The following is a 26505-nucleotide window of genomic DNA, read 5'->3' on the forward strand; positions in this document are numbered from 1 at the left end:
TTATATAACTTTAACTATTTGTGAAATTGTTGGGTATAAAAATATATCTTGAATTGAAATATTAGTATCAAAATTTTTATTTATCTTAGTGATCAATTTAACTGTAGTGAAAGAATTACCACCTAGCTTAAAGAAGTTATCATGAATACCTATCTTATCTGAAGATAAATTAAGGACTTCTCCCCAAATACTACATACCTTGCTCTCTAGTTCACTTCGTGGGGCTACATAGCTATCAATATCTCTCCCAAACTCAGGATCTGGTAATGCTTTTCTGTCTAATTTGCCATTAATTGTTAATGGTAGTTTCTCTAAATGTACTAAAGTACTTGGTACCATATATTCTGGTAATTTAAACTCTAAATAAGTAAGAATATCTGATTCCTTGAGTTTGTGATCCGATACGTAATACCCTGCCAGGTATTTGTTACCTGTAGAATCATCAACACTTACATGCTCTCGCACTACTACAACACTTTGCTTAATGCCCTCATATGACAGAAGAGCCGACTCTATCTCTCCTAGCTCTATCCGATATCCCCTAATCTTAACCTGAAAGTCATTTCGTCCTATATATTCCAAATTACCATCAGGAAGTAAACGAGCCAGGTCTCCTGTTCTGTACAATCTTGCATTCTCACCTTGCCTTAATTCTTTTTCTGTTCTAAACGGATTTGCTATAAATTTCTCAGCCGTTAAATCCGCTCTGTTTAAATATCCTCTGGCAAGTCCCATTCCTCCTACATACAACTCCCCTATAGCTCCTATAGGTAATGGAATTAGGTTATTATCTAAAATGTAGGCCTTAGTGTTTGAGATCGGTGTACCTATTAAATTAGTATCTCCATTTTTTATTTGTTTACCTAATGCATATATCGTTACTTCTGTTGGACCATAATAATTATATAACTTATAATCATTTGACCAATACTTACCTGTATTTATATCACATGGCTCTCCTGCGTATATTATTCCGCAAAGTGCCTTATATTTAGCCTTTGGTAAATTAGATAATAATATTGGAGGTAAATATACATAATTGATATTATTTTTTCTAACATAAGAACTAATTAAATAAGAATCATATCTTATTGTATCATTTAATAAATGAATCTCTCCACAACGAAATAATGCTGTAAAAAACTCTGAAACTGATACATCAAAAATATAAGATGTAAAGGCTGTTATCTTGTTGCCTTTTTTCAAATCATATACATCATTTAATGATGCGATGGTATTTACCACCCCTCTATGCCCTATCATTACACCTTTAGGATTGCCTGTAGTACCTGAAGTATATATAACATAGGCAAGATTTGTACTTTCTGTTCTAGTAACAGGAGAGAATATAGATGCACTGAGCAATGCTTCTTGCACTTCTGCAGAATCTACTGCAATCACATTTGTATTAGCTCCCTTATCAATACCATCAAGCCTTTCTTGATATATACTGTTAGTTAATAACACCCTAGCCTTCGTATCATTAACTATATACTCTATTCTGCTATCAGGATAGCCTGGATCCATTGGTACATATGCTCCACCTGCCTTAAGTACCGCAAGTATACTAATTAGCATGTATTCACTTCTATCCAAACAAAGTGCTATTAATGTATCAGGCTCAATCTCCTCTCTACTTCTTATATAATGTGCTAGCTTGTTCGCTCTTTCGTTCACTTCCCTGTAGCTAAGATGTATATCCTCATATACCAATGCAATACTGTCTGGAGTCCTTTCTACCTGCTCCTCAAATAATCCATGTATCGTCTTATCACATGGATATTCTTTGCCTGTATCGTTCCAATTATAAACTATCCGTTCATACTCTTCCTTATTTAAGTAACCTATATCTGATATCTTCGCTTTTGCTTGACAATTACTTATTTGTTCGACTATTTTAAGGTATGTATCCTTTAATCTATTTATTGTCTCTTCTGTATATAGACTTACTGCATAATTAAAACCTCCTCTTAGAATCTCTTGGCTATCATCTATAAATGTTTCTATATCAAATTTTGCCACGTTATACAAATTTGTATCTGATACATATCCTTGTAATAACTCTGATTTTGTATTAAAACCAAAATTTTGCAACCCAAACATAACCTGGAATATAGGGTGCCTGCTTGTATCTTTTTCTACTTGTAACTCTTCTACTAATTTCTCAAATGGTAAATCCTGATGAAGTTGTGCTTCTATTACCTCCTTGCTTACAGTTTCTATAAACTCTTTAATTGTACTTGTTGACCTTATTTGAGTTCTTAAAACTATAGTGTTTACAAAAAATCCTATTAAGTTCTCTACTTGATTATAATGCCTGTTAGATACAGCTGTCCCTATTATTATATCATCCTGATTACTATAAACCCTTAGCATTAAATAATATGCTGACAATAATACACTATATAGACTTACTTTTAATTCTTTTGCCAACTCTCTTAAGCTTATCGATACTCCTTTATCAATTTCAAAATAAATATTCTTTCCACTATAATTTACCTGTTTTAGTCTTTGTTTATCTGTAACTAGATTTAATGTCTCATAATTTTCTAGTTTACTTCTCCAATAGTTTAACTGACTATCTAGCCTATCACCACTTAAGTAATTCCTTTGCCATAATGCAAAGTCTTTATATTGAATCGTAATATCAGGAAGATTTAGTTTAGCCTCAAACCCTTTTGATTTGGCTAAATAATAGTTATAATATTCTTGTAGCTCATTAAAAAATATATTGGTTGACCATCCATCAAATGCTATATGATGTACTACTATACTTGTATAGTACTCTTTGTCAGGTTGTAAGCAATAAAAACAAACTCTTATTGGTATTTCATTTGATAAATCATATACATAATTTACTGCTTTTTGTAATTCCGTTTCTAATTCTATCTTGCATGTTATAACTATTTTATTTATCTCTAATAAGTCTTTGGTATTATCCAAGACTAGTTGATATCCTAGTCCTTCCGTATTTTCCTTAATTAATGTTCTTAAAATCTCATGTCTTGCCACTACAGCTTTAAGGCTCATTTCTAATGTATCAAGATTGATATCAGCAGATAACTTATATAACATTGGTATATTATATGCGTTTGTTCCTTCTTCATACTTTTCAATAAACCATAGACGCTCTTGTGCAAATGATAATAATTGTTGTTCTGCGTTACTTGTACTAACTTTACTTATATTAGTGCTAGATTCTGCATTATCTTTTAAATACTCTATTAATCTTTCTATGCTGTGAGATTTAAAAATGGTGGCTATGCTTACATTTCTATCTAACTCTTTACTTAATTTACTTACTAGCCTAATTGCTAGAATACTATTTCCTCCCAATCTAAAGAAATCATCACGAATTCCTACTTTATCTACTTCTATCCCCAATACCTCAGCCCATATTTGACACATCTTTGCTTCTAGTTCATTGCGTGGGGCAAGATAATTATCCTTATCAGTAAACTCAGTATCTGGTAATGCTTTTCTGTCTAATTTGCCATTAATTGTTAATGGTAGTTTCTCTAAATGTACTAAAGTACTTGGTACCATATATTCTGGTAATTTAAACTCTAGATAAGTAAGAATATCTGATTCCTTGAGTTTGTGATCTGATACGTAATACCCCACCAGGTATTTGTTACCTGTAGAATCATCAGCACTTACGTACTCTCGCACTACTACAACACTTTGCTTAATACCCTCATATGACAGAAGAGCTGACTCTATTTCTCCTAACTCTATCCGATATCCCCTAATCTTAACCTGAAAGTCATTTCGTCCTATATATTCCAAATTACCATCAGGAAGTAAACGAGCCAGGTCTCCTGTTCTGTACAATCTTGCATTCTCACCTTGCCTTAATTCTTTTTCTGTTCTAAACGGATTTGCTATAAATTTCTCAGCCGTTAAATCCGCTCTGTTTAAATATCCTCTGGCAAGTCCCACTCCTCCTACATACAATTCACCTATAGCTCCAAAAGGAAGAGGAGTTAGGTTACTATCTAAAATGTAGGCTTTTCTGTTAGTCAATGGTATACCAATAGGTATAGAATCTGTAACCTTAACATTATCTTTATTAATATTTAATGTACAACTAAATGTTGTATTTTCAGTAGGGCCATAACCATTAATAATATTTTGTGGGACGTTATTTGAATCCATTAATCTAGATATTAGACCTTTATTTAATGACTCTCCTCCTATTAATAAATAGTTAATATTTTTAAAAATACTTTCATTAATCAAAAATAATTGATCAAATAAAGTTTTTGTTAACCATAATGTAGAAACTTTATTTGTTATTAATGTTTTATAAAATAAATTGATATCAGTAACCAAACCCACTTTGTTACTTGGAATAAATAATTTAGCTCCATTTAATAAAGAACCCCAAATTTCAAAAGTTGTAGCATCAAATGCCATATCAGCAAATTGAATTAACGAATCATCAGAATCAATATTTACATACTCACTATTCTTTATAAGAGATACCACCCCCCTATGCCCTATCATTACACCTTTAGGATTACCTGTAGTACCTGAAGTATATATTACATATGCAAGATTTGTACTTTCTGTTCTAGTAACAGGAGAGAATATAGATGCACTGACCAATGCTTCTTGCACTTCTGCAGAATCTACTGCAATCACACTTGTATTAGCTCCCTTATCAATACCATCAAGCCTTTCCTGATATATACTGTTAGTTAATAACACCCTAGCCCTCGTATCATCAACTATATACTCTATTCTACTATCAGGATAGCCTGGATCCGTTGGTACATATGCTCCACCTGCCTTAAGTACCGCAAGTATACTAATTAGCATGTATTCACTTCTATCCAAACAAAGTGCTATTAATGTATCAGGCTTAATCTCCTCTCTGCTTCTTATATAATGTGCTAGCTTGTTCGCTCTTTCATTCACTTCCCTGTAGCTAAGATGTATACCCTCATATACCAGTGCAATACTGTCTGGAGTCCTTTCTACCTGCTCCTCAAATAATCCGTGTATCGTCTTATCATGTGGATATTCTCTGCCTGTATCATTCCAACCATAAACTATCCGTTCATACTCTTCCTTATTTAAGTAACCTATATCTGATATCTTCGCTTCTACTTGACAATTACTTATTTGCTCTACTATTTCAAGATATGTATCCTTTAATCCATTTATTGTCTCTTCTGTATATAGACTTACTGCATAATTAAAACCTCCTCTTAAAATCTCTTGGCTATCATCTATAAATGTTTCTATATCAAATTTTGCCACGTTATACAAATTTGTATCTGATACATATCCTTGTAATAGCTCTGATTTTGTATTAAAACCAAAATTTTGCAACCCAAACATAACCTGGAATATAGGGTGCCTGCTTGTATCTTTTTCTACTTGTAACTCTTCTACTAATTTCTCAAATGGTAAATCCTGATGAAGTTGTGCTTCTATTACCTCCTTGCTTACAGTTTCTATAAACTCTTTAATTGTACTTGTTGACCTTATTTGAGTTCTTAAAACTATAGTGTTTACAAAAAATCCTATTAAGTTCTCTACTTGATTATAATGCCTGTTAGATACAGCTGTCCCTATTATTATATCATCCTGATTACTATAAACCCTTAGCATTAAATAATATGCTGACAATAATACACTATATAGACTTACTTTTAATTCTTTTGCCAACTCTCTTAAGCTTATCGATACTCCTTTATCAATTTCAAAATAAATATTCTTTCCACTATAATTTACCTGTTTTAGTCTTTGTTTATCTGTAACTAGATTTAATGTCTCATAATTTTCTAGTTTACTTCTCCAATAGTTCAACTGACTATCTAGCCTATCACCACTTAAGTAATTCCTTTGCCATAATGCAAAATCTTTATATTGAATCGTAATATCAGGAAGATTTAGTTTAGCCTCAAACCCTTTTGATTTGGCTAAATAATAGTTATAATATTCTTGTAGCTCATTAAAAAATATATTGGTTGACCATCCATCAAATGCTATATGATGTACTACTATACTTGTATAGTACTCTTTGTCAGGTTGTAAGCAATAAAAACAAACTCTTATTGGTATTTCATTTGATAAATCATATACATAATTTACTGCTTTTTGTAATTCCGCTTCTAATTCTATCTTGCCTGTTATAACTATTTTATTTATCTCTAATAAGTCTTTGGTATTATCCAGAACTAGTTGATACCCTAGTCCTTCTGTATTTTCCTTAATTAATGTTCTTAAAATCTCATGTCTTGCTACTACAGCTTTAAGGCTCATTTCTAATGTATCAAGATTGGTATCAGCAGATAACTTATATAACATTGGTATATTATATGCATTTGTTCCTTCTTCATACTTTTCAATAAACCATAGACGCTCTTGTGCAAATGATAATAATTGTTGTTCTACTCTAGTTACGACAATTTTTTCCATTAGTACATTATCTTCTAGTATATTATCTTTGTTACTACGTTCTAAGTAATGAGCTAACCTTTCTACTGTATTATATTTAAAAACAGAGGATATATTAGCATTACTGTTTAGCACTCTATTTATTTTATTTACTAATCTTATCGCTAGAATACTGTTGCCGCCTAACCTAAAGAAATCATCATGCAAACTTATTTCGTCTAAACATAAGGTTACACAAAATATTTGAGCTAATTTATACTCCAATTCCGTAAAAGTTTTTTCAACTATAATTATTGCCTGATTATCCTCTTTTTCTAAATTGCAAGTATATTTATTTACTAATAATTGCTCCTCTATATCATATTTAGAAAGTATAATATGATTCAATTTCTTTGTATTATTATTAACAATATCGATTATGTTTGGTATATTATCACTACAAATGCTATTAAGACTAGGGCTGTTTTTATTCTTACTGATAAATTCAAAAGCCATTCCTACATCTGATATTTGATTAAAATTTACCGTTATAATCTTATCGATGTTTAAATATTTTCTGTAAGATATTTCATCTAAAAATAAATTAGCTGCAATATATTCCATGTTACCATAAGAAGGGACTATAGTGGATAATGATGAACAGGTTATTATTGTACCTAAACTAAGTTGTTTAGATATTTTTATTATATTAATCATTCCCTGTATCTTAGGATCAGCAACAGCATAGATATCAGAGATTTCCTTAACCTCTATAGCACTCTTTGCCCCAATACCGGCAGAATGTATAACCAAATTTAATTTAGCTATATTTAATTGACGTAATTTATTAATTAATAAATTACAGCTATCTAAATTACCAATATCACATGAAATATAAAATATGTTGTTTTTTCTAATATCTTTAAGCATAGTTAAATTAGTTCTGTATTTTTTGCTTAATGCAAGCTGATCAGTTCTACCGATTAAAATAATATTTAAATCATTTGCGATAGTGTTAATATACTGTGCTAATGAGTATCCGATACCACCCAATCCACCGCTTATTAATATTGAATCACCATCCTTAACTAGTGACTTATGTATGATCGTATTTAAAGCTATTTTTTTATAAATAGGAACCCATAAATATTTATTCCTAACTACCACTAAATTAGATTCATATTTATTATCAATTATTGATGCTAAAAATTTAAGTACTCCTTCAACATCACTTTCAAAATTAATATCATAATGTGTAGCATTAAGATTTGAATTCTCTATTGGTAATGATTTTGTTATACCAGGAATAACACTTGGAAATTGTGCTAAAGTTTCATCCCCCAAAACATTATAATTATTACATGAAATTGAGATAAATTGATGTACCTCAGTTAAATCATTATATATTGCCGTATTTAAATAATATGCTGCACTAATATCGCTATTTATTGCATTATCACGGATACCTGAAGAGAAATATATGGTTGTATCAAATATAACTTTATCATTCATTAACTTTTTTAGCTTATTTATATGTAATTGATTTGACAAATTTAATGATACAGAATTACCATCTTCAATGTATTCACCCAAGGTATTTTTTATGTATTTAAAGTTTTTTGTAATTAAAGATATTTTAAAAACTAATTGATCGATGTAATCAGAATTATTCTCGTTGTTAAAAATTAAAATATTTTTTTTAGCTAAATTCCTATAATTATTACTAATCATTAATTTGCCAATTCTTTTCCATTCCCTGGCATAAAACATATCATTTAAAGGATTTAATTTATTATGCTTAAAATTATTGATTCTAGATTCTTTAATCCAATAAGACTTATAATCAAATTGATAGGTTGGTAATAAAACTACTTGAGGATTGGTATATTTATTTAGATTAACAGCAAATCCGTTGAGCCACAAAATACCCAATATATCTTCTTTATTCTTTATATTTTGTTTACTACCTTGTTCTTTTAATGACCTCATTAATTGAATACTTATAATCTCATTTGACCTTACTTCTTTATATTGCTGAACAAATGAATTTAAACTTCTACCTGGACCAGCTTCTATAAAGACAACATCTCCATTATAATAATTAAATATGGTATCGACACCTTTAGCAAATTGCACCTGCTTTCTTATTTGATTTGCCCAATATAATGGACTTATTGCCTCTTTATCTTGAATAAATTCTCCTGTTACATTAGAAATAAATTTGGTTTTAGGTTTATTTATTGTAACTCCATCAAATTCTTTTATAAATCTTTTCGCTGCTTCCTCCATGGTACACGAATGATATGCATGAGATGTATTTAAAATTAAAGATGTAATATTTAGCTTATTTAGCTTGGCTTTTAATTTATTAATATCTAATTCTAAACCAGATACAACACAATTAGTATTAGAGTTAATAACTGCCACCTCACAATTATTTTGCTCTACATATTTCACTATTTCATCTACTGACGATTGTATTGATAACATCTTCCCAGTTGGCATTTCCTGCATTAATCTGCCTCTTGCCATTACCAACTTTAGTGCAGATTCTAAGCTAAAGACACCAGATAAAGTTGCTGCTACATATTCACCTATACTATGACCTATGTATGCTTCTGCTATTATTCCGATTTTGTTTAACAATCTAGCTAATGCATATGATATAATAAATAAGGACGGTTGTGCCCATTTAGTTAGATTGATATTCTCCTCTACTTTTCCATATAGCCTTGGAAATAAAATTAATCCAAGATCTATATCGCTCTGTTTTTTAATTATCTCAATACAGTTATCTATTATTAATTTAAAATCTTCATCATTTTGATAAAGTTCAAAACCCATGTCTATGTATTGAGAACCCTGACCGGGAAACATAAAAATATTTTTAAGATTTTGTGATATAATTTTATCTGAAACCTTTATAATTTCATCGTTACTTTCTAACTTCTTAATAGCATTTGGTAAAGAATTACAGCTAATTACATATCTGTAATTAAAATGTTCACGCCTTTGTTCTAGCGTATAAGCAATATCAGATATGTCATCATTTGTATCTTTTAAATACTTTATAAACTCTTGTTTGTATTCTGTTAATGATTTCTTAGTCTTTGCAGTAATTGGTAATATATATACTAAAGTGTTATTAACTGTTATATTATAATAATTATTTGATTGAGCCTTATTTTTTTGTAAACTAGTATCAGATATAAATTCACTAATGATGACATGTGCATTTGTTCCTCCAATTCCAAAAGAGCTAACTCCAGCAATTCTAGGTTTATCATCTCGTGGTAGCCATTTCCTATTTGCAGTAATAATACCAAAATTGGTTTTATCTAAACTTAGTTCTTGGTTTGCGTGAACATAATTTATTTGTTTAGGAATGATCCTATCTTCTAACATTTTACATATTTTAATTAAACCAGCTATTCCAGCAGCAGAATTGCAATGACCTATATTTGCTTTAACAGCTCCTAAAATGCACTTAGTTAACCTTTTCTCGTTGGATTTATTATAATGAAATGCTTGATTTAATGCTTGTATTTCTATTGGATCTCCTATGTTCGTGCCTGTACCATGAGTTTCTATATAATCAATACTATCTGATAATAATCCTGCCATTCTTTGAGCATTAATAATACATTCTGCTTGACCAATTACACTTGGTGAGGTATAACTTATTTTTCTATCGCCATCATTATTGGTTGCGTATCCTTTTATTACTGCTAAAATCCTATCCCCATCTTTTATAGCATCACTTAAGCGTTTTAATAAAATCACTCCTACACCTGAACCACTGATAGTACCATTAGCTTCCTTATCAAAAGGTCGGCAATGGCCATCTTTAGATGCAATCATCCCTTCTTGGTATATATATCCAACTTGATTAGGTAGTAAGAATGATACTCCACCGGCAAGAGCCATATCGCATATGCCAAACGATAGGTTCTTACAAGCTTCAACTACAGTTACTAAACTTGTAGAACAGGCAGTATTAATATTATTAGCAGGACCTGTTAGCCCCAGCAAATAGCTAACTTTAGTCGTTAGAGCATCTTTATTATTCATAGTAGATGCTTCCCACATATTAATACTATCCCTGTCATCACTGTTTGTCACATTGTTGTAAAAATAATCACTATTACCACTTCCAGCAAACACTCCTATATTAAGCTCTTTACGTTTTGTTATATAGCCAGCTAATTCTAAGGTGTACCAACAATGTTCCAAGAATTTTCTTATTTGAGGATCGGTTAATTTTGCTTCTATCCTAGATAAATTCCAAAATAATGGATCAAATAAATCTATATTAGGGACATGTCCACTAACTGGTATAAAATTTGGGTTAATAAGATTGTCTTCTGCAACGCCTAAATTACGGCATTCTTCCATGTTATATTTTTGTATCCCTTCTAAGCCATTTTTAATCATATTCCAATAGTTACTTACATGATCATTTCCAGAAAATGCTCCAGATAAACTAAGTATTGCAATATCTGTTTCAGATGTTAATTTAGGATTTAATAATTTAAACTCGTCCTGGACTTCTTTTACAATAAAATGTTCAACTAACTTTTGAATGGTGTAATATCTAAATAAATCTGTAACAGTGATATCTTTTAATAACTGAATTCTGACTAATCTACTTTTTAATTTTATGATTAATATAGAATTACCACCAAGCTTAAAAAAACTTTGATTAATGCCTATAATTTCTATAGGTAATTTTAGAACTTCTGACCAGATATGAATTATTTGCTTTTCTAATTCATTGCGTGGGGCAAGATAATTATCCTTATCAGTAAACTCAGGATATGGTAATGCTTTTCTGTCTAATTTACCATTGATTGTTAATGGTAGTTTTTCTAAATGTACTAAAGTATTCGGTACCATATATTCTGGTAATTTAGACTCTAGATAAGTAAGAATATCTGATTCCTTGAGTTTGTAATCCGATACGTAATACCCTGCCAGGTATTTGTTACCTGTAGAATCATCAACACTTACATGTTCTCGCACTACTACAACACTTTGCTTAATGCCCTCATATGACAGAAGAGCTGACTCTATCTCTCCTAGCTCTATCCGATATCCCCTAATCTTAACCTGAAAGTCATTTCGTCCTATATATTCCAAATTACCATCAGGAAGTAAACGAGCCAGGTCTCCTGTTCTGTACAATCTTGCATTCTCACCTTGCCTTAATTCTTTTTCTGTTCTAAACGGATTTGCTATAAATTTCTCAGCCGTTAAATCCGCTCTGTTTAAATATCCTCTGGCAAGTCCCACTCCTCCTACATACAATTCACCTATAGCTCCAAAAGGAAGAGGAGTTAGGTTACTATCTAAAATGTAGGCTTTTCTGTTAGTCAATGGTATACCAATAGGTATAGAATCTGTAACCTTAACATTATCTTTATTAATATTTAATGTACAACTAAATGTTGTATTTTCAGTAGGGCCATAACCATTAATAATATTTTGTGGGACGTTATTTGAATCCATTAATCTAGATATTAGACCTTTATTTAATGACTCTCCTCCTATTAATAAATAGTTAATATTTTTAAAAATACTTTCATTAATCAAAAATAATTGATCAAATAAAGTTTTTGTTAACCATAATGTAGAAACTTTATTTGTTATTAATGTTTTATAAAATAAATTGATATCAGTAACCAAACCCACTTTGTTACTTGGAATAAATAATTTAGCTCCATTTAATAAAGAACCCCAAATTTCAAAAGTTGTAGCATCAAATGCCATATCAGCAAATTGAATTAACGAATCATCAGAATCAATATTTACATACTCACTATTCTTTATAAGAGATACCACCCCCCTATGCCCTATCATTACACCTTTAGGATTACCTGTAGTACCTGAAGTATATATTACATATGCAAGATTTGTACTTTCTGTTCTAGTAACAGGAGAGAATATAGATGCACTGACCAATGCTTCTTGCACTTCTGCAGAATCTACTGCAATCACACTTGTATTAGCTCCCTTATCAATACCATCAAGCCTTTCCTGATATATACTGTTAGTTAATAACACCCTAGCCCTCGTATCATCAACTATATACTCTATTCTACTATCAGGATAGCCTGGATCCGTTGGTACATATGCTCCACCTGCCTTAAGTACCGCAAGTATACTAATTAGCATGTATTCACTTCTATCCAAACAAAGTGCTATTAATGTATCAGGCTTAATCTCCTCTCTGCTTCTTATATAATGTGCTAGCTTGTTCGCTCTTTCATTCACTTCCCTGTAGCTAAGATGTATACCCTCATATACCAGTGCAATACTGTCTGGAGTCCTTTCTACCTGCTCCTCAAATAATCCATGTATCGTCTTATCATGTGGATATTCTTTGCCTGTATCATTCCAATCATAAACTATCTGTTTATAATCCTGTTCAGTAAGGCATAATTTAGTACCACCTGGATTATTTAATATATTAAGTAAGGATTTTTGATAATATACTGTAAAATAATCCAGAAAATCTTGGCTAATATAATTATCATGCACACTAAATTTTACTAGAAACATGGATTCTTTATATTGAGATACACTAAGAACAAATGGTATATTTGTTCTTTCATATCCTTCAAAAGATTCCAGATTAGAATAACTATCATTAAATATGTGAAAATGTATAAAATTAAATGCAAAATCATACAATTCTTGTTTAAATAACGACTTTATATATCCATAAGGTAAATGTTTATATTGTTGCAATCTAACCTTAGTTGCAAATACTTCTAATAGCTTACTAGAATAGTTTGATGTATTATTTATATTAAATCTAAATGGAATAGTATTTAAAAATAAACCAAATAACTTATCTCCCCCTTCTTTTTCCAGACGATTGTTTACTACTTGACCAACCATTATATCAGTATTATTTGTAAAGAATGATAAAGTTTCTAGATACGCTAATAAAAATATACTATCAATACTAATCACTAAATCTTTAGCCAACCTATGTATCAAAGTGACTTGTTCGGTAGATAAATTAATAGATTTATCATATAGGCTATTTTCAGATGTTACTTTATCAAATTTCCAATTAACTGTTGTAACATTGTAATTGTCTAAATATTCTTTCCAGAAAGTTGCATTTCCTTGATCCTCGATTGCCAATATTTCATTTTGAACAAATTCACCATATCGCAAATCTGGAGTTGGTATGATAGGCTTATCATTTACATATGTTTGTATAAACTCATTTATTAAAGACGCTACACTCCAACCATCTTCAATTGCATGATGGAATGAAAGTACAAAATCAAAGCTATTACCTAAATCATTAACTATTAATCTAAATAAACCTGGTTTATTATAATCAAAACCATTCCTTTTTTCCTGTATTACTAAATCTACAGTCTTTTGATTTTTATAGAGTTGATAATCTAGTTTACTATCTTTGTGTATAATAACATTCCACCCGTTATCATTTAGGATGAATGCTGCCCTCAATAACTCATATTTATTGATTAAAGATTTCCAGATAAATAAAAATTTATCTTCATCATATCTAGTACTAATTAAATAATTAGCAATATTGTGATATGTACTTTTATCATCCATATTAGATTCTAACAGCATACCAATTTGTAGATAGCTTGCAGGATAAATATCTTCTATCAATTCAAAATTAGAGATTATATCCTTATAATCTTCTATATTTACTAGACTGAATGGTACATATGATATAGCTTGTTCGTCATTGTTAGTAGTAAAAATAGTTTCTGCTAAGTTAGATATACATTTTAATCTAAATATGTCTCTAACTTTAACACCTGATTTAAATTCTATATTTACCTTACTTACCAACCTAATTGCTAAAATACTATCTCCACCCAATCTAAAGAAATCATCACGAATTCCTACTTCATCTACTTCTATCCCTAATACCTCAGCCCATATTTGACACATCTTTGCTTCCAGTTCATTGCGTGGGGCAAGATAATTATTCTTATCAGTAAACTCAGGATATGGTAATGCTTTTCTGTCTAATTTGCCATTGATTGTTAATGGTAGTTTCTCTAAATATACTAAAGTACTCGGTACCATATATTCTGGTAATTTAGACTCTAGATAAGTAAGAATATCTGATTCCTTGAGTTTGTGATCTGGTACGTAATACCCCACCAGGTATTTGTTACCTGTAGAATCATCAACACTTACATGCTCTCGCACTACTACAACACTTTGCTTAATGCCCTCATATGACAGAAGAGCTGACTCTATCTCTCCTAGCTCTATCCGGTATCCCCTAATCTTGACTTGAAAGTCATTTCGTTCTATATATTCCAAATTACCATTAGGAAGTAAACGAACTAGGTCTCCCGTTCTGTACAATCTTGCATTCTTACCTTGCCTTAATTCTTTCTCTGTTCTAAACGGATTTGCTATAAATTTCTCAGCAGTCAAATCAGTTCTGTTTAAATATCCTCTGGCAAGTCCCACTCCTCCTACATACAACTCCCCTATAGCTCCTATAGGTAATGGGATTAGATTACTATCTAAAATATAGGCTTTTAAATCCGGTATAAGCTTTCCTATATCTGAATTGTTGCTTATATCATCTTTTTTCAACTGCTTATATGTAACATGTACTGTAGTTTCCGTAATTCCATACATATTTATTAATTTTGGAGTATTATCACTATAATACTCAAACCAACCTTTTAGTTGTTCTAAATTTAAAGCCTCTCCTCCAAATATTATATATCTGAAACTTGTTAGCTTATTATTACTAATAACTATATCAGCAAATTGATAAAAAGCCGTGGGTGTATGGTTTAGTACTGTAACTTTTTGTTGCTGACAAAGTTCATAAAATATATTCAAGTCTCTTGATTTTTCATTAGATAGAATTATTAATTTCCCACCATAATTAAATGCACCCCATATCTCCCATACACTAAAATCAAATATATACGAATGAAATAATGTCCAAACATCGTTATGATTAAATTTATACCATTCATGTGTAGCGGTTAATAACCTTATTATATTGCTATGTAGTTGTAACACACCTTTAGGATTACCCGTAGTACCTGAAGTATATATTACATAGGCAAGGTTCGTACTTTCTGTTCTAGTAACAGGAGAGAATATAGATGCAGTGACCAATACTTCTTGCACTTCTGCAGAATCTACCACAATCACACTTGTATTAGCTTCCTTATCAATACCATCAAGCCTTTCCTGATATATACTGTTAGTTAATAACACCTTTGCCCTCGTATCATTAACTATATACGCTATTCTACTATCAGGATAGCCTGGATCCATTGGTACATATGCTCCACCTGCCTTAAGTACCGCAAGTATACTAATTAGCATGTATTCACTTCTGTCCAAACAAAGTGCTATTAATGTATCAGGCTCAATCTCCTCTCTACTTCTTATATAATGTGCTAGCTTGTTCGCTCTTTCGTTCACTTCCCTGTAGCTAAGATGTATATCCTCATATACCAATGCAATACTGTCTGAAGTCCTTTCTACCTGCTCCTCAAATAATCCATGTATCGTCTTATCACATGGATATTCTTTGCCTGTATCGTTCCAATTATAAACTATCCGTTCATACTCTTCCTTATTTAAGTAACCTATATCTGATATCTTCGCTTCTACTTGACAATTACTTATTTGCTCTACTATTTTAAGGTATGTATCCTTTAATCTATTTATTGTCTCTTCTGTATATAGACTTACTGCATAATTAAAACCTCCTCTTAAAATCTCTTGGCTATCATCTATAAATGTTTCTATATCAAATTTTGCCACGTTATACAAATTTGTATCTGATACATATCCTTGTAATAACTCTGATTTTGTATTAAAACCAAAATTTTGCAACCCAAACATAACCTGGAATATAGGGTGCCTGCTTGTATCTTTTTCTACTTGTAACTCTTCTACTAATTTCTCAAATGGTAAATCCTGATGAAGTTGTGCTTCTATTACCTCCTTGCTTACAGTTTCTATAAACTCTTTAATTGTACTTGTTGACCTTATTTGAGTTCTTAAAACTATAGTGTTTACAAAAAATCCTATTAAGTTCTCTACTTGATTATAATGCCTGTTAGATACAGCTGTCCCTATTATTATATCATCCTGATTACTATAAACCCTTAGCATTAAATAATATGCTGACAATAATACACTATATAGACTTACTTTTAATTCTTTTGCCAACTCTCTTAAGCTTATCGATACTCCTTTATCAATTTCAAAATAAATATTCTTTCCACTATAATTTACCTGTTTTAGTCTTTGTTTATCTGTAACTAGATTTAATGTCTCATAATTTTCTAGTTTACTTCTCCAATAGTTTAACTGACTATCTAGCCTATCACCACTTAAGTAATTCCTTTGCCATAATGCAAAGTCTTTATATTGAATCGTAATATCAGGAAGATTTAGTTTAGCCTCAAACCCTTTTGATTTGGCTAAATAATAGTTATAATATTCTTGTAGCTCATTAAAAAATATATTGGTTGACCATCCATCAAATGCTATATGATGTACTACTATACTCGTATAGTACTCTTTGTCAGGTTGTAAGCAATAAAAACAAACTCTTATTGGTATTTCATTTGATAAATCATATACATAATTTACTGCTTTTTGTAATTCCGCTTCTAATTCTATCTTGCCTGTTATAACTATTTTATTTATCTCTAATAAGTCTTTGGTATTATCCAGAACTAGTTGATACCCTAGTCCTTCTGTATTTTCCTTAATTAATGTTCTTAAAATCTCATGTCTTGCTACTACATCTTTAAGGCTCATTTCTAATGTATCAAGATTGATATCAGCAGATAACTTATATAACATTGGTATATTATATGCATTTGTTCCTTCTTCATACTTTTCAATAAACCATAGACGCTCTTGTGCAAATGATAATAATTGTTGTTCTGCGTTACTTATACTAACTTTATTTATATTAGTGCTAGATTCTGCATTATCTTTTAAATACTCTATTAATCTTTCTATGCTGTGAGATTTAAAAATGGTGGCTATGCTTACATTTCTATCTAACTCTTTACTTAATTTACTTACTAGCCTAATTGCTAGAATACTATTTCCTCCCAATCTAAAGAAATCATCACGAATTCCTACTTTATCTACTTCTATCCCCAATATCTCAGCCCATATTTGACACATCTTTGCTTCCAATTCATTGCGTGGGGCAAGATAATTATCCTTATCAGTAAACTCAGAATCTGGTAGTGCTTTTATGTCTAATTTGCCATTGATTGTTAATGGTAGCTTCCCTAAATGTACTAAAGTACTCGGTACCATATATTCTGGTAATTTAAACTCTAGATAAGTAAGAATATCTGATTCCTTGAGTTTGTGATCCGATACGTAATATCCTGCCAGGTATTTGTTACCTGTAGAATCATCAACACTTACATGCTCTCGCACTACTACAACACTTTGCTTAATGCCCTCATATGACAGAAGAGCTGACTCTATCTCTCCTAACTCTATCCGATATCCCCTAATCTTAACCTGAAAGTCATTTCGTCCTATATATTCTAAATTACCATCGGGAAGTAAACGAGCCAGGTCTCCTGTTCTGTACAATCTTGCATTTTCACCTTGCCTTAATTCTTTTTCTGTTCTAAACGGATTTGCTATAAATTTCTCAGCCGTTAAATCCGCTCTGTTTAAATATCCTCTGGCAAGTCCCACTCCTCCTACATACAATTCACCTATAGCTCCTATAGGTAATGGAATTAGGTTTGTGCTTAGTATGTATAATGTTTTATCCAATAGTTTCTTACCTATTGGAGCTATTATTTTATCGTTAGAAACTACATTGCAATATGTTGAAAAAACAATATTTTCAGTAGGACCATACACATGAATTAAATTAGTGGTATTATTAGTGCTTAGAAATTTTTCTAAATCATCAATATTTAATTTTTCTCCACCAAATAAAAGATTAGATAAATAATTTAATGGATTAGTATCTTTTAATTTAGAATAATAAGAAAACAATGCTGTTGTTATAAACAGTGTATTAATAGAATGCTGGGTTAGTATATTGTACAGTTCAAATTCATTAAGTATAACATCTTTATTAGAAAGAATTAATTTTCCTCCATTTAACGATGTTGAGAAAATATCAAAAATACTACCATCAAATACGTAATTTGAATAACCAAGTACGGCGGTATTACTATTCATTAAAAGATAATTGTTTTCAAAACAAAAACATACCACCCCCCTGTGTCCTATCATTACACCTTTAGGATTACCTGTAGTACCTGAAGTATATATTACATAGGCAAGATTTGTACTCTCTGTTCTAGTAACAGGAGAGAATATAGATGCACTGACCAATGCTTCTTGCACTTCTGCAGAATCTACTGCAATCACATTTGTATTAGCTCCCTTATCAATACCATCAAGCCTTTCTTGATATATACTGTTAGTTAATAACACCCTAGCCTTCGTATCATTAACTATATACTCTATTCTGCTATCAGGATAGCCTGGATCCATTGGTACATATGCTCCACCTGCCTTAAGTACCGCAAGTATACTAATTAGCATGTATTCACTTCTATCCAAACAAAGTGCTATTAATGTATCAGGCTCAATCTCCTCTCTACTTCTTATATAATGTGCTAGCTTGTTCGCTCTTTCGTTCACTTCCCTGTAGCTAAGATGTATATCCTCATATACCAATGCAATACTGTCTGGAGTCCTTTCTACCTGCTCCTCAAATAATCCATGTATCGTCTTATCACATGGATATTCTTTGCCTGTATCGTTCCAATTATAAACTATCCGTTCATACTCTTCCTTATTTAAGTAACCTATATCTGATATCTTCGCTTTTGCTTGACAATTACTTATTTGTTCGACTATTTTAAGGTATGTATCCTTTAATCTATTTATTGTCTCTTCTGTATATAGACTTACTGCATAATTAAAACCTCCTCTTAGAATCTCTTGGCTATCATCTATAAATGTTTCTATATCAAATTTTGCCACGTTATACAAATTTGTATCTGATACATATCCTTGTAATAACTCTGATTTTGTATTAAAACCAAAATTTTGCAACCCAAACATAACCTGGAATATAGGGTGCCTACTTGTATCTTTTTCTACTTGTAACTCTTCTACTAATTTCTCAAATGGTAAATCCTGATGAAGTTGTGCTTCTATTACCTCCTTGCTTACAGTTTCTATAAACTCTTTAATTGTACTTGTTGACCTTATTTGAGTTCTTAAAACTATAGTGTTTACAAAAAATCCTATTAAGTTCTCTACTTGATTATAATGCCTGTTAGATACAGCTGTTCCTATTATTATATCATCCTGATTACTATAAACCCTTAGCATTAAATAATATGCTGACAATAATACACTATATAGACTTACTTTTAATTCTTTTGCCAACTCTCTTAAGCTTATCGATACTCCTTTATCAATTTCAAAATAAATATTCTTTCCACTATAATTTACCTGTTTTAGTCTTTGTTTATCTGTAACTAGATTTAATGTCTCATAATTTTCTAGTTTACTTCTCCAATAGTTTAACTGACTATCTAGCCTATCGCCACTTAAGTAATTCCTTTGCCATAATGCAAAGTCTTTATATTGAATCGTAATATCAGGAAGATTTAGTTTAGCCTCAAACCCTTTTGATTTGGCTAAATAATAGTTATAATATTCTTGTAGCTCATTAAAAAATATATTGGTTGACCATCCATCAAATGCTATATGATGTACTACTATACTTGTATAGTACTCTTTGTCAGGTTGTAAGCAATAAAAACAAACTCTTATTGGTATTTCATTTGATAAATCATATACATAATTTACTGCTTTTTGTAATTCCGCTTCTAATTCTATCTTGCCTGTTATAACTATTTTATTTATCTCTAATAAGTCTTTGGTATTATCCAGAACTAGTTGATACCCTAGTCCTTCTGTATTTTCCTTAATTAATGTTCTTAAAATCTCATGTCTTGCTACTACATCTTTAAGGCTCATTTCTAATGTATCAAGATTGATATCAGCAGATAACTTATATAACATTGGTATATTATATGCATTTGTTCCTTCTTCATACTTTTCAATAAACCATAGACGCTCTTGTGCAAATGATAATAATTGTTGTTCTGCGTTACTTATACTAACTTTACTTATATTAGTGCCAGATTCTGCATTATCTTTTAAATACTCTATTAATCTTTCTATGCTGTGAGATTTAAAAATGGTGGCTATGCTTACATTTCTATTTAACTCTTTACTTAATTTACTTACTAGCCTAATTGCTAGAATACTATTTCCTCCCAATCTAAAGAAATCATCACGAATTCCTACTTTATCTACTTCTATCCCCAATACCTCAGCCCATATTTGACACATCTTTGCTTCTAGTTCATTGCGTGGGGCAAGATAATTATCCTTATCAGTAAACTCAGGATCTGGTAATGCTTTTCTGTCTAATTTGCCATTAATTGTTAATGGTAGTTTCTCTAAATGTACTAAAGTACTTGGTACCATATATTCTGGTAATTTAAACTCTAGATAAGTAAGAATATCTGATTCCTTGAGTTTGTGATCTGATACGTAATACCCCACCAGGTATTTGTTACCTGTAGAATCATCAGCACTTACGTACTCTCGCACTACTACAACACTTTGCTTAATACCCTCATATGACAGAAGAGCTGACTCTATTTCTCCTAACTCTATCCGATACCCCCTAATCTTAACCTGAAAGTCATTTCGTCCTATATATTCCAAATTACCATCAGGAAGTAAACGAGCCAGGTCTCCTGTTCTGTACAATCTTGCATTCTCACCTTGCCTTAATTCTTTTTCTGTTCTAAACGGATTTGCTATAAATTTCTCAGCCGTTAAATCCACTCTGTTTAAATATCCTCTGGCAAGTCCCACTCCTCCTACATACAATTCACCTATAGCTCCAAAAGGAAGAGGAGTTAGGTTACTATCTAAAATGTAGACCTTAGTGTTTGAGATCGGTGTACCTATTAAATTAGTAGTGTCTCCATTATTATAATTATTTAAACTAGCACATACTGTTGTTTCAGTTGGACCATAAGCATTTATTGTTTTTATATTGTTATTTAAATAATAATCCAATACATTTTGACTGACCATATCTCCTGCTACCACTAAAGTATCCAGTTTTAGTAAATGTTGATAATTTAACAATAAAGGTGGTATCGTTGCTATATCAATAACATTATCTTCTATACATCCGCTTAGTAAGCTTATATTTTGCCTAATATTATTATTTATTACATATATAGTATTCCCACTACATATAGTTGAATAAATTTCCCATACGTGAGCATCAAATACATAATTTGCATACCACAAACAATTTTTACTTTTCTTAGCATCAGTTAATCCAAGTTCTTCGCTTTGTAGTGTTACTAAGTTTGTTATTCCCCTATGCCCTATCATTACACCTTTAGGATTACCTGTAGTACCTGAAGTATATATTACATATGCAAGATTTGTACTTTCTGTTCTAGTAACAGGAGAGAATATAGATGCAGTGACCAATACTTCTTGCACTTCTGCAGAATCTACCACAATCACACTTGTATTAGCTTCCTTATCAATACCATCAAGCCTTTCCTGATATATACTGTTAGTTAATAACACCTTTGCCCTCGTATCATTAACTATATACGCTATTCTACTATCAGGATAGCCTGGATCCATTGGTACATATGCTCCACCTGCCTTAAGTACCGCAAGTATACTAATTAGCATGTATTCACTTCTGTCCAAACAAAGTGCTATTAATGTATCAGGCTCAATCTCCTCTCTACTTCTTATATAATGTGCTAGCTTGTTCGCTCTTTCGTTCACTTCCCTGTAGCTAAGATGTATATCCTCATATACCAATGCAATACTGTCTGAAGTCCTTTCTACCTGCTCCTCAAATAATCCATGTATCGTCTTATCACATGGATATTCTTTGCCTGTATCGTTCCAATTATAAACTATCCGTTCATACTCTTCCTTATTTAAGTAACCTATATCTGATATCTTCGCTTCTACTTGACAATTACTTATTTGCTCTACTATTTTAAGGTATGTATCCTTTAATCTATTTATTGTCTCTTCTGTATATAGACTTACTGCATAATTAAAACCTCCTCTTAAAATCTCTTGGCTATCATCTATAAATGTTTCTATATCAAATTTTGCCACGTTATACAAATTTGTATCTGATACATATCCTTGTAATAACTCTGATTTTGTATTAAAACCAAAATTTTGCAACCCAAACATAACCTGGAATATAGGGTGCCTACTTGTATCTTTTTCTACTTGTAACTCTTCTACTAATTTCTCAAATGGTAAATCCTGATGAAGTTGTGCTTCTATTACCTCCTTGCTTACAGTTTCTATAAACTCTTTAATTGTACTTGTTGACCTTATTTGAGTTCTTAAAACTATAGTGTTTACAAAAAATCCTATTAAGTTCTCTACTTGATTATAATGCCTGTTAGATACAGCTGTCCCTATTATTATATCATCCTGATTACTATAAACCCTTAGCATTAAATAATATGCTGACAATAATACACTATATAGACTTACTTTTAATTCTTTTGCCAACTCTCTTAAGCTTATCGATACTCCTTTATCAATTTCAAAATAAATATTCTTTCCACTATAATTTACCTGTTTTAGTCTTTGTTTATCTGTAACTAGATTTAATGTCTCATAATTTTCTAGTTTACTTCTCCAATAGTTTAACTGACTATCTAGCCTATCACCACTTAAGTAATTCCTTTGCCATAATGCAAAGTCTTTATATTGAATCGTAATATCAGGAAGATTTAGTTTAGCCTCAAACCCTTTTGATTTGGCTAAATAATAGTTATAATATTCTTGTAGCTCATTAAAAAATATATTGGTTGACCATCCATCAAATGCTATATGATGTACTACTATACTTGTATAGTACTCTTTGTCAGGTTGTAAGCAATAAAAACAAACTCTTATTGGTATTTCATTTGATAAATCATATACATAATTTACTGCTTTTTGTAATTCCGTTTCTAATTCTATCTTGCATGTTATAACTATTTTATTTATCTCTAATAAGTCTTTGGTATTATCCAAGACTAGTTGATATCCTAGTCCTTCCGTATTTTCCTTAATTAATGTTCTTAAAATCTCATGTCTTGCCACTACAGCTTTAAGGCTCATTTCTAATGTATCAAGATTGATATCAGCAGATAACTTATATAACATTGGTATATTATATGCGTTTGTTCCTTCTTCATACTTTTCAATAAACCATAGACGCTCTTGTGCAAATGATAATAATTGTTGTTCTGCGTTACTTGTACTAACTTTACTTATATTAGTGCTAGATTCTGCATTATCTTTTAAATACTCTATTAATCTTTCTATGCTGTGAGATTTAAAAATGGTGGCTATGCTTACATTTCTATCTAACTCTTTACTTAATTTACTTACTAGCCTAATTGCTAGAATACTATTTCCTCCCAATCTAAAGAAATCATCACGAATTCCTACTTTATCTACTTCTATCCCCAATACCTCAGCCCATATTTGACACATCTTTGCTTCTAGTTCATTGCGTGGGGCAAGATAATTATCCTTATCAGTAAACTCAGTATCTGGTAATGCTTTTCTGTCTAATTTGCCATTAATTGTTAATGGTAGTTTCTCTAAATGTACTAAAGTACTTGGTACCATATATTCTGGTAATTTAAACTCTAGATAAGTAAGAATATCTGATTCCTTGAGTTTGTGATCTGATACGTAATACCCCACCAGGTATTTGTTACCTGTAGAATCATCAGCACTTACGTACTCTCGCACTACTACAACACTTTGCTTAATACCCTCATATGACAGAAGAGCTGACTCTATTTCTCCTAACTCTATCCGATACCCCCTAATCTTAACCTGAAAGTCATTTCGTCCTATATATTCCAAATTACCATCAGGAAGTAAACGAGCCAGGTCTCCTGTTCTGTACAATCTTGCATTCTCACCTTGCCTTAATTCTTTTTCTGTTCTAAACGGATTTGCTATAAATTTCTCAGCCGTTAAATCCACTCTGTTTAAATATCCTCTGGCAAGTCCCACTCCTCCTACATACAATTCACCTATAGCTCCAAAAGGAAGAGGAGTTAGGTTACTATCTAAAATGTAGACCTTAGTGTTTGAGATCGGTGTACCTATTAAATTAGTAGTGTCTCCATTATTATAATTATTTAAACTAGCACATACTGTTGTTTCAGTTGGACCATAAGCATTTATTGTTTTTATATTGTTATTTAAATAATAATCCAATACATTTTGACTGACCATATCTCCTGCTACCACTAAAGTATCCAGTTTTAGTAAATGTTGATAATTTAACAATAAAGGTGGTATCGTTGCTATATCAATAACATTATCTTCTATACATCCGCTTAGTAAGCTTATATTTTGCCTAATATTATTATTTATTACATATATAGTATTCCCACTACATATAGTTGAATAAATTTCCCATACGTGAGCATCAAATACATAATTTGCATACCACAAACAATTTTTACTTTTCTTAGCATCAGTTAATCCAAGTTCTTCGCTTTGTAGTGTTACTAAGTTTGTTATTCCCCTATGCCCTATCATTACACCTTTAGGATTACCTGTAGTACCTGAAGTATATATTACATATGCAAGATTTGTACTTTCTGTTCTAGTAACAGGAGAGAATATAGATGCAGTGACCAATACTTCTTGCACTTCTGCAGAATCTACCACAATCACACTTGTATTAGCTTCCTTATCAATACCATCAAGCCTTTCCTGATATATACTGTTAGTTAATAACACCTTTGCCCTCGTATCATTAACTATATACGCTATTCTACTATCAGGATAGCCTGGATCCATTGGTACATATGCTCCACCTGCCTTAAGTACCGCAAGTATACTAATTAGCATGTATTCACTTCTGTCCAAACAAAGTGCTATTAATGTATCAGGCTCAATCTCCTCTCTACTTCTTATATAATGTGCTAGCTTGTTCGCTCTTTCGTTCACTTCCCTGTAGCTAAGATGTATATCCTCATATACCAATGCAATACTGTCTGAAGTCCTTTCTACCTGCTCCTCAAATAATCCATGTATCGTCTTATCACATGGATATTCTTTGCCTGTATCGTTCCAATTATAAACTATCCGTTCATACTCTTCCTTATTTAAGTAACCTATATCTGATATCTTCGCTTCTACTTGACAATTACTTATTTGCTCTACTATTTTAAGGTATGTATCCTTTAATCTATTTATTGTCTCTTCTGTATATAGACTTACTGCATAATTAAAACCTCCTCTTAAAATCTCTTGGCTATCATCTATAAATGTTTCTATATCAAATTTTGCCACGTTATACAAATTTGTATCTGATACATATCCTTGTAATAACTCTGATTTTGTATTAAAACCAAAATTTTGCAACCCAAACATAACCTGGAATATAGGGTGCCTACTTGTATCTTTTTCTACTTGTAACTCTTCTACTAATTTCTCAAATGGTAAATCCTGATGAAGTTGTGCTTCTATTACCTCCTTGCTTACAGTTTCTATAAACTCTTTAATTGTACTTGTTGACCTTATTTGAGTTCTTAAAACTATAGTGTTTACAAAAAATCCTATTAAGTTCTCTACTTGATTATAATGCCTGTTAGATACAGCTGTCCCTATTATTATATCATCCTGATTACTATAAACCCTTAGCATTAAATAATATGCTGACAATAATACACTATATAGACTTACTTTTAATTCTTTTGCCAACTCTCTTAAGCTTATCGATACTCCTTTATCAATTTCAAAATAAATATTCTTTCCACTATAATTTACCTGTTTTAGTCTTTGTTTATCTGTAACTAGATTTAATGTCTCATAATTTTCTAGTTTACTTCTCCAATAGTTTAACTGACTATCTAGCCTATCACCACTTAAGTAATTCCTTTGCCATAATGCAAAGTCTTTATATTGAATCGTAATATCAGGAAGATTTAGTTTAGCCTC

General features: G+C 31.2%; 1 protein-coding gene (only partly in view). It reads right to left on the minus strand.

From position 1 onward, the window contains the following. A protein-coding gene (locus ACQH2P_RS01830; RefSeq protein WP_425362759.1) for a non-ribosomal peptide synthase/polyketide synthase crosses the window boundary here: on the minus strand, positions 1 to 26505 show its 3' portion. Its footprint extends 13305 nt past the window's final position; 26505 of the gene's 39810 nt are visible here — the last part of the coding sequence; its start codon lies off the right edge, out of view; the stop codon is at positions 1 to 3.

The sequence above is a fragment of the Candidatus Tisiphia endosymbiont of Hybos culiciformis genome (assembly GCF_964030975.1).
In the GTDB taxonomy this organism is placed as follows: Bacteria; Pseudomonadota; Alphaproteobacteria; order Rickettsiales; family Rickettsiaceae; genus Tisiphia.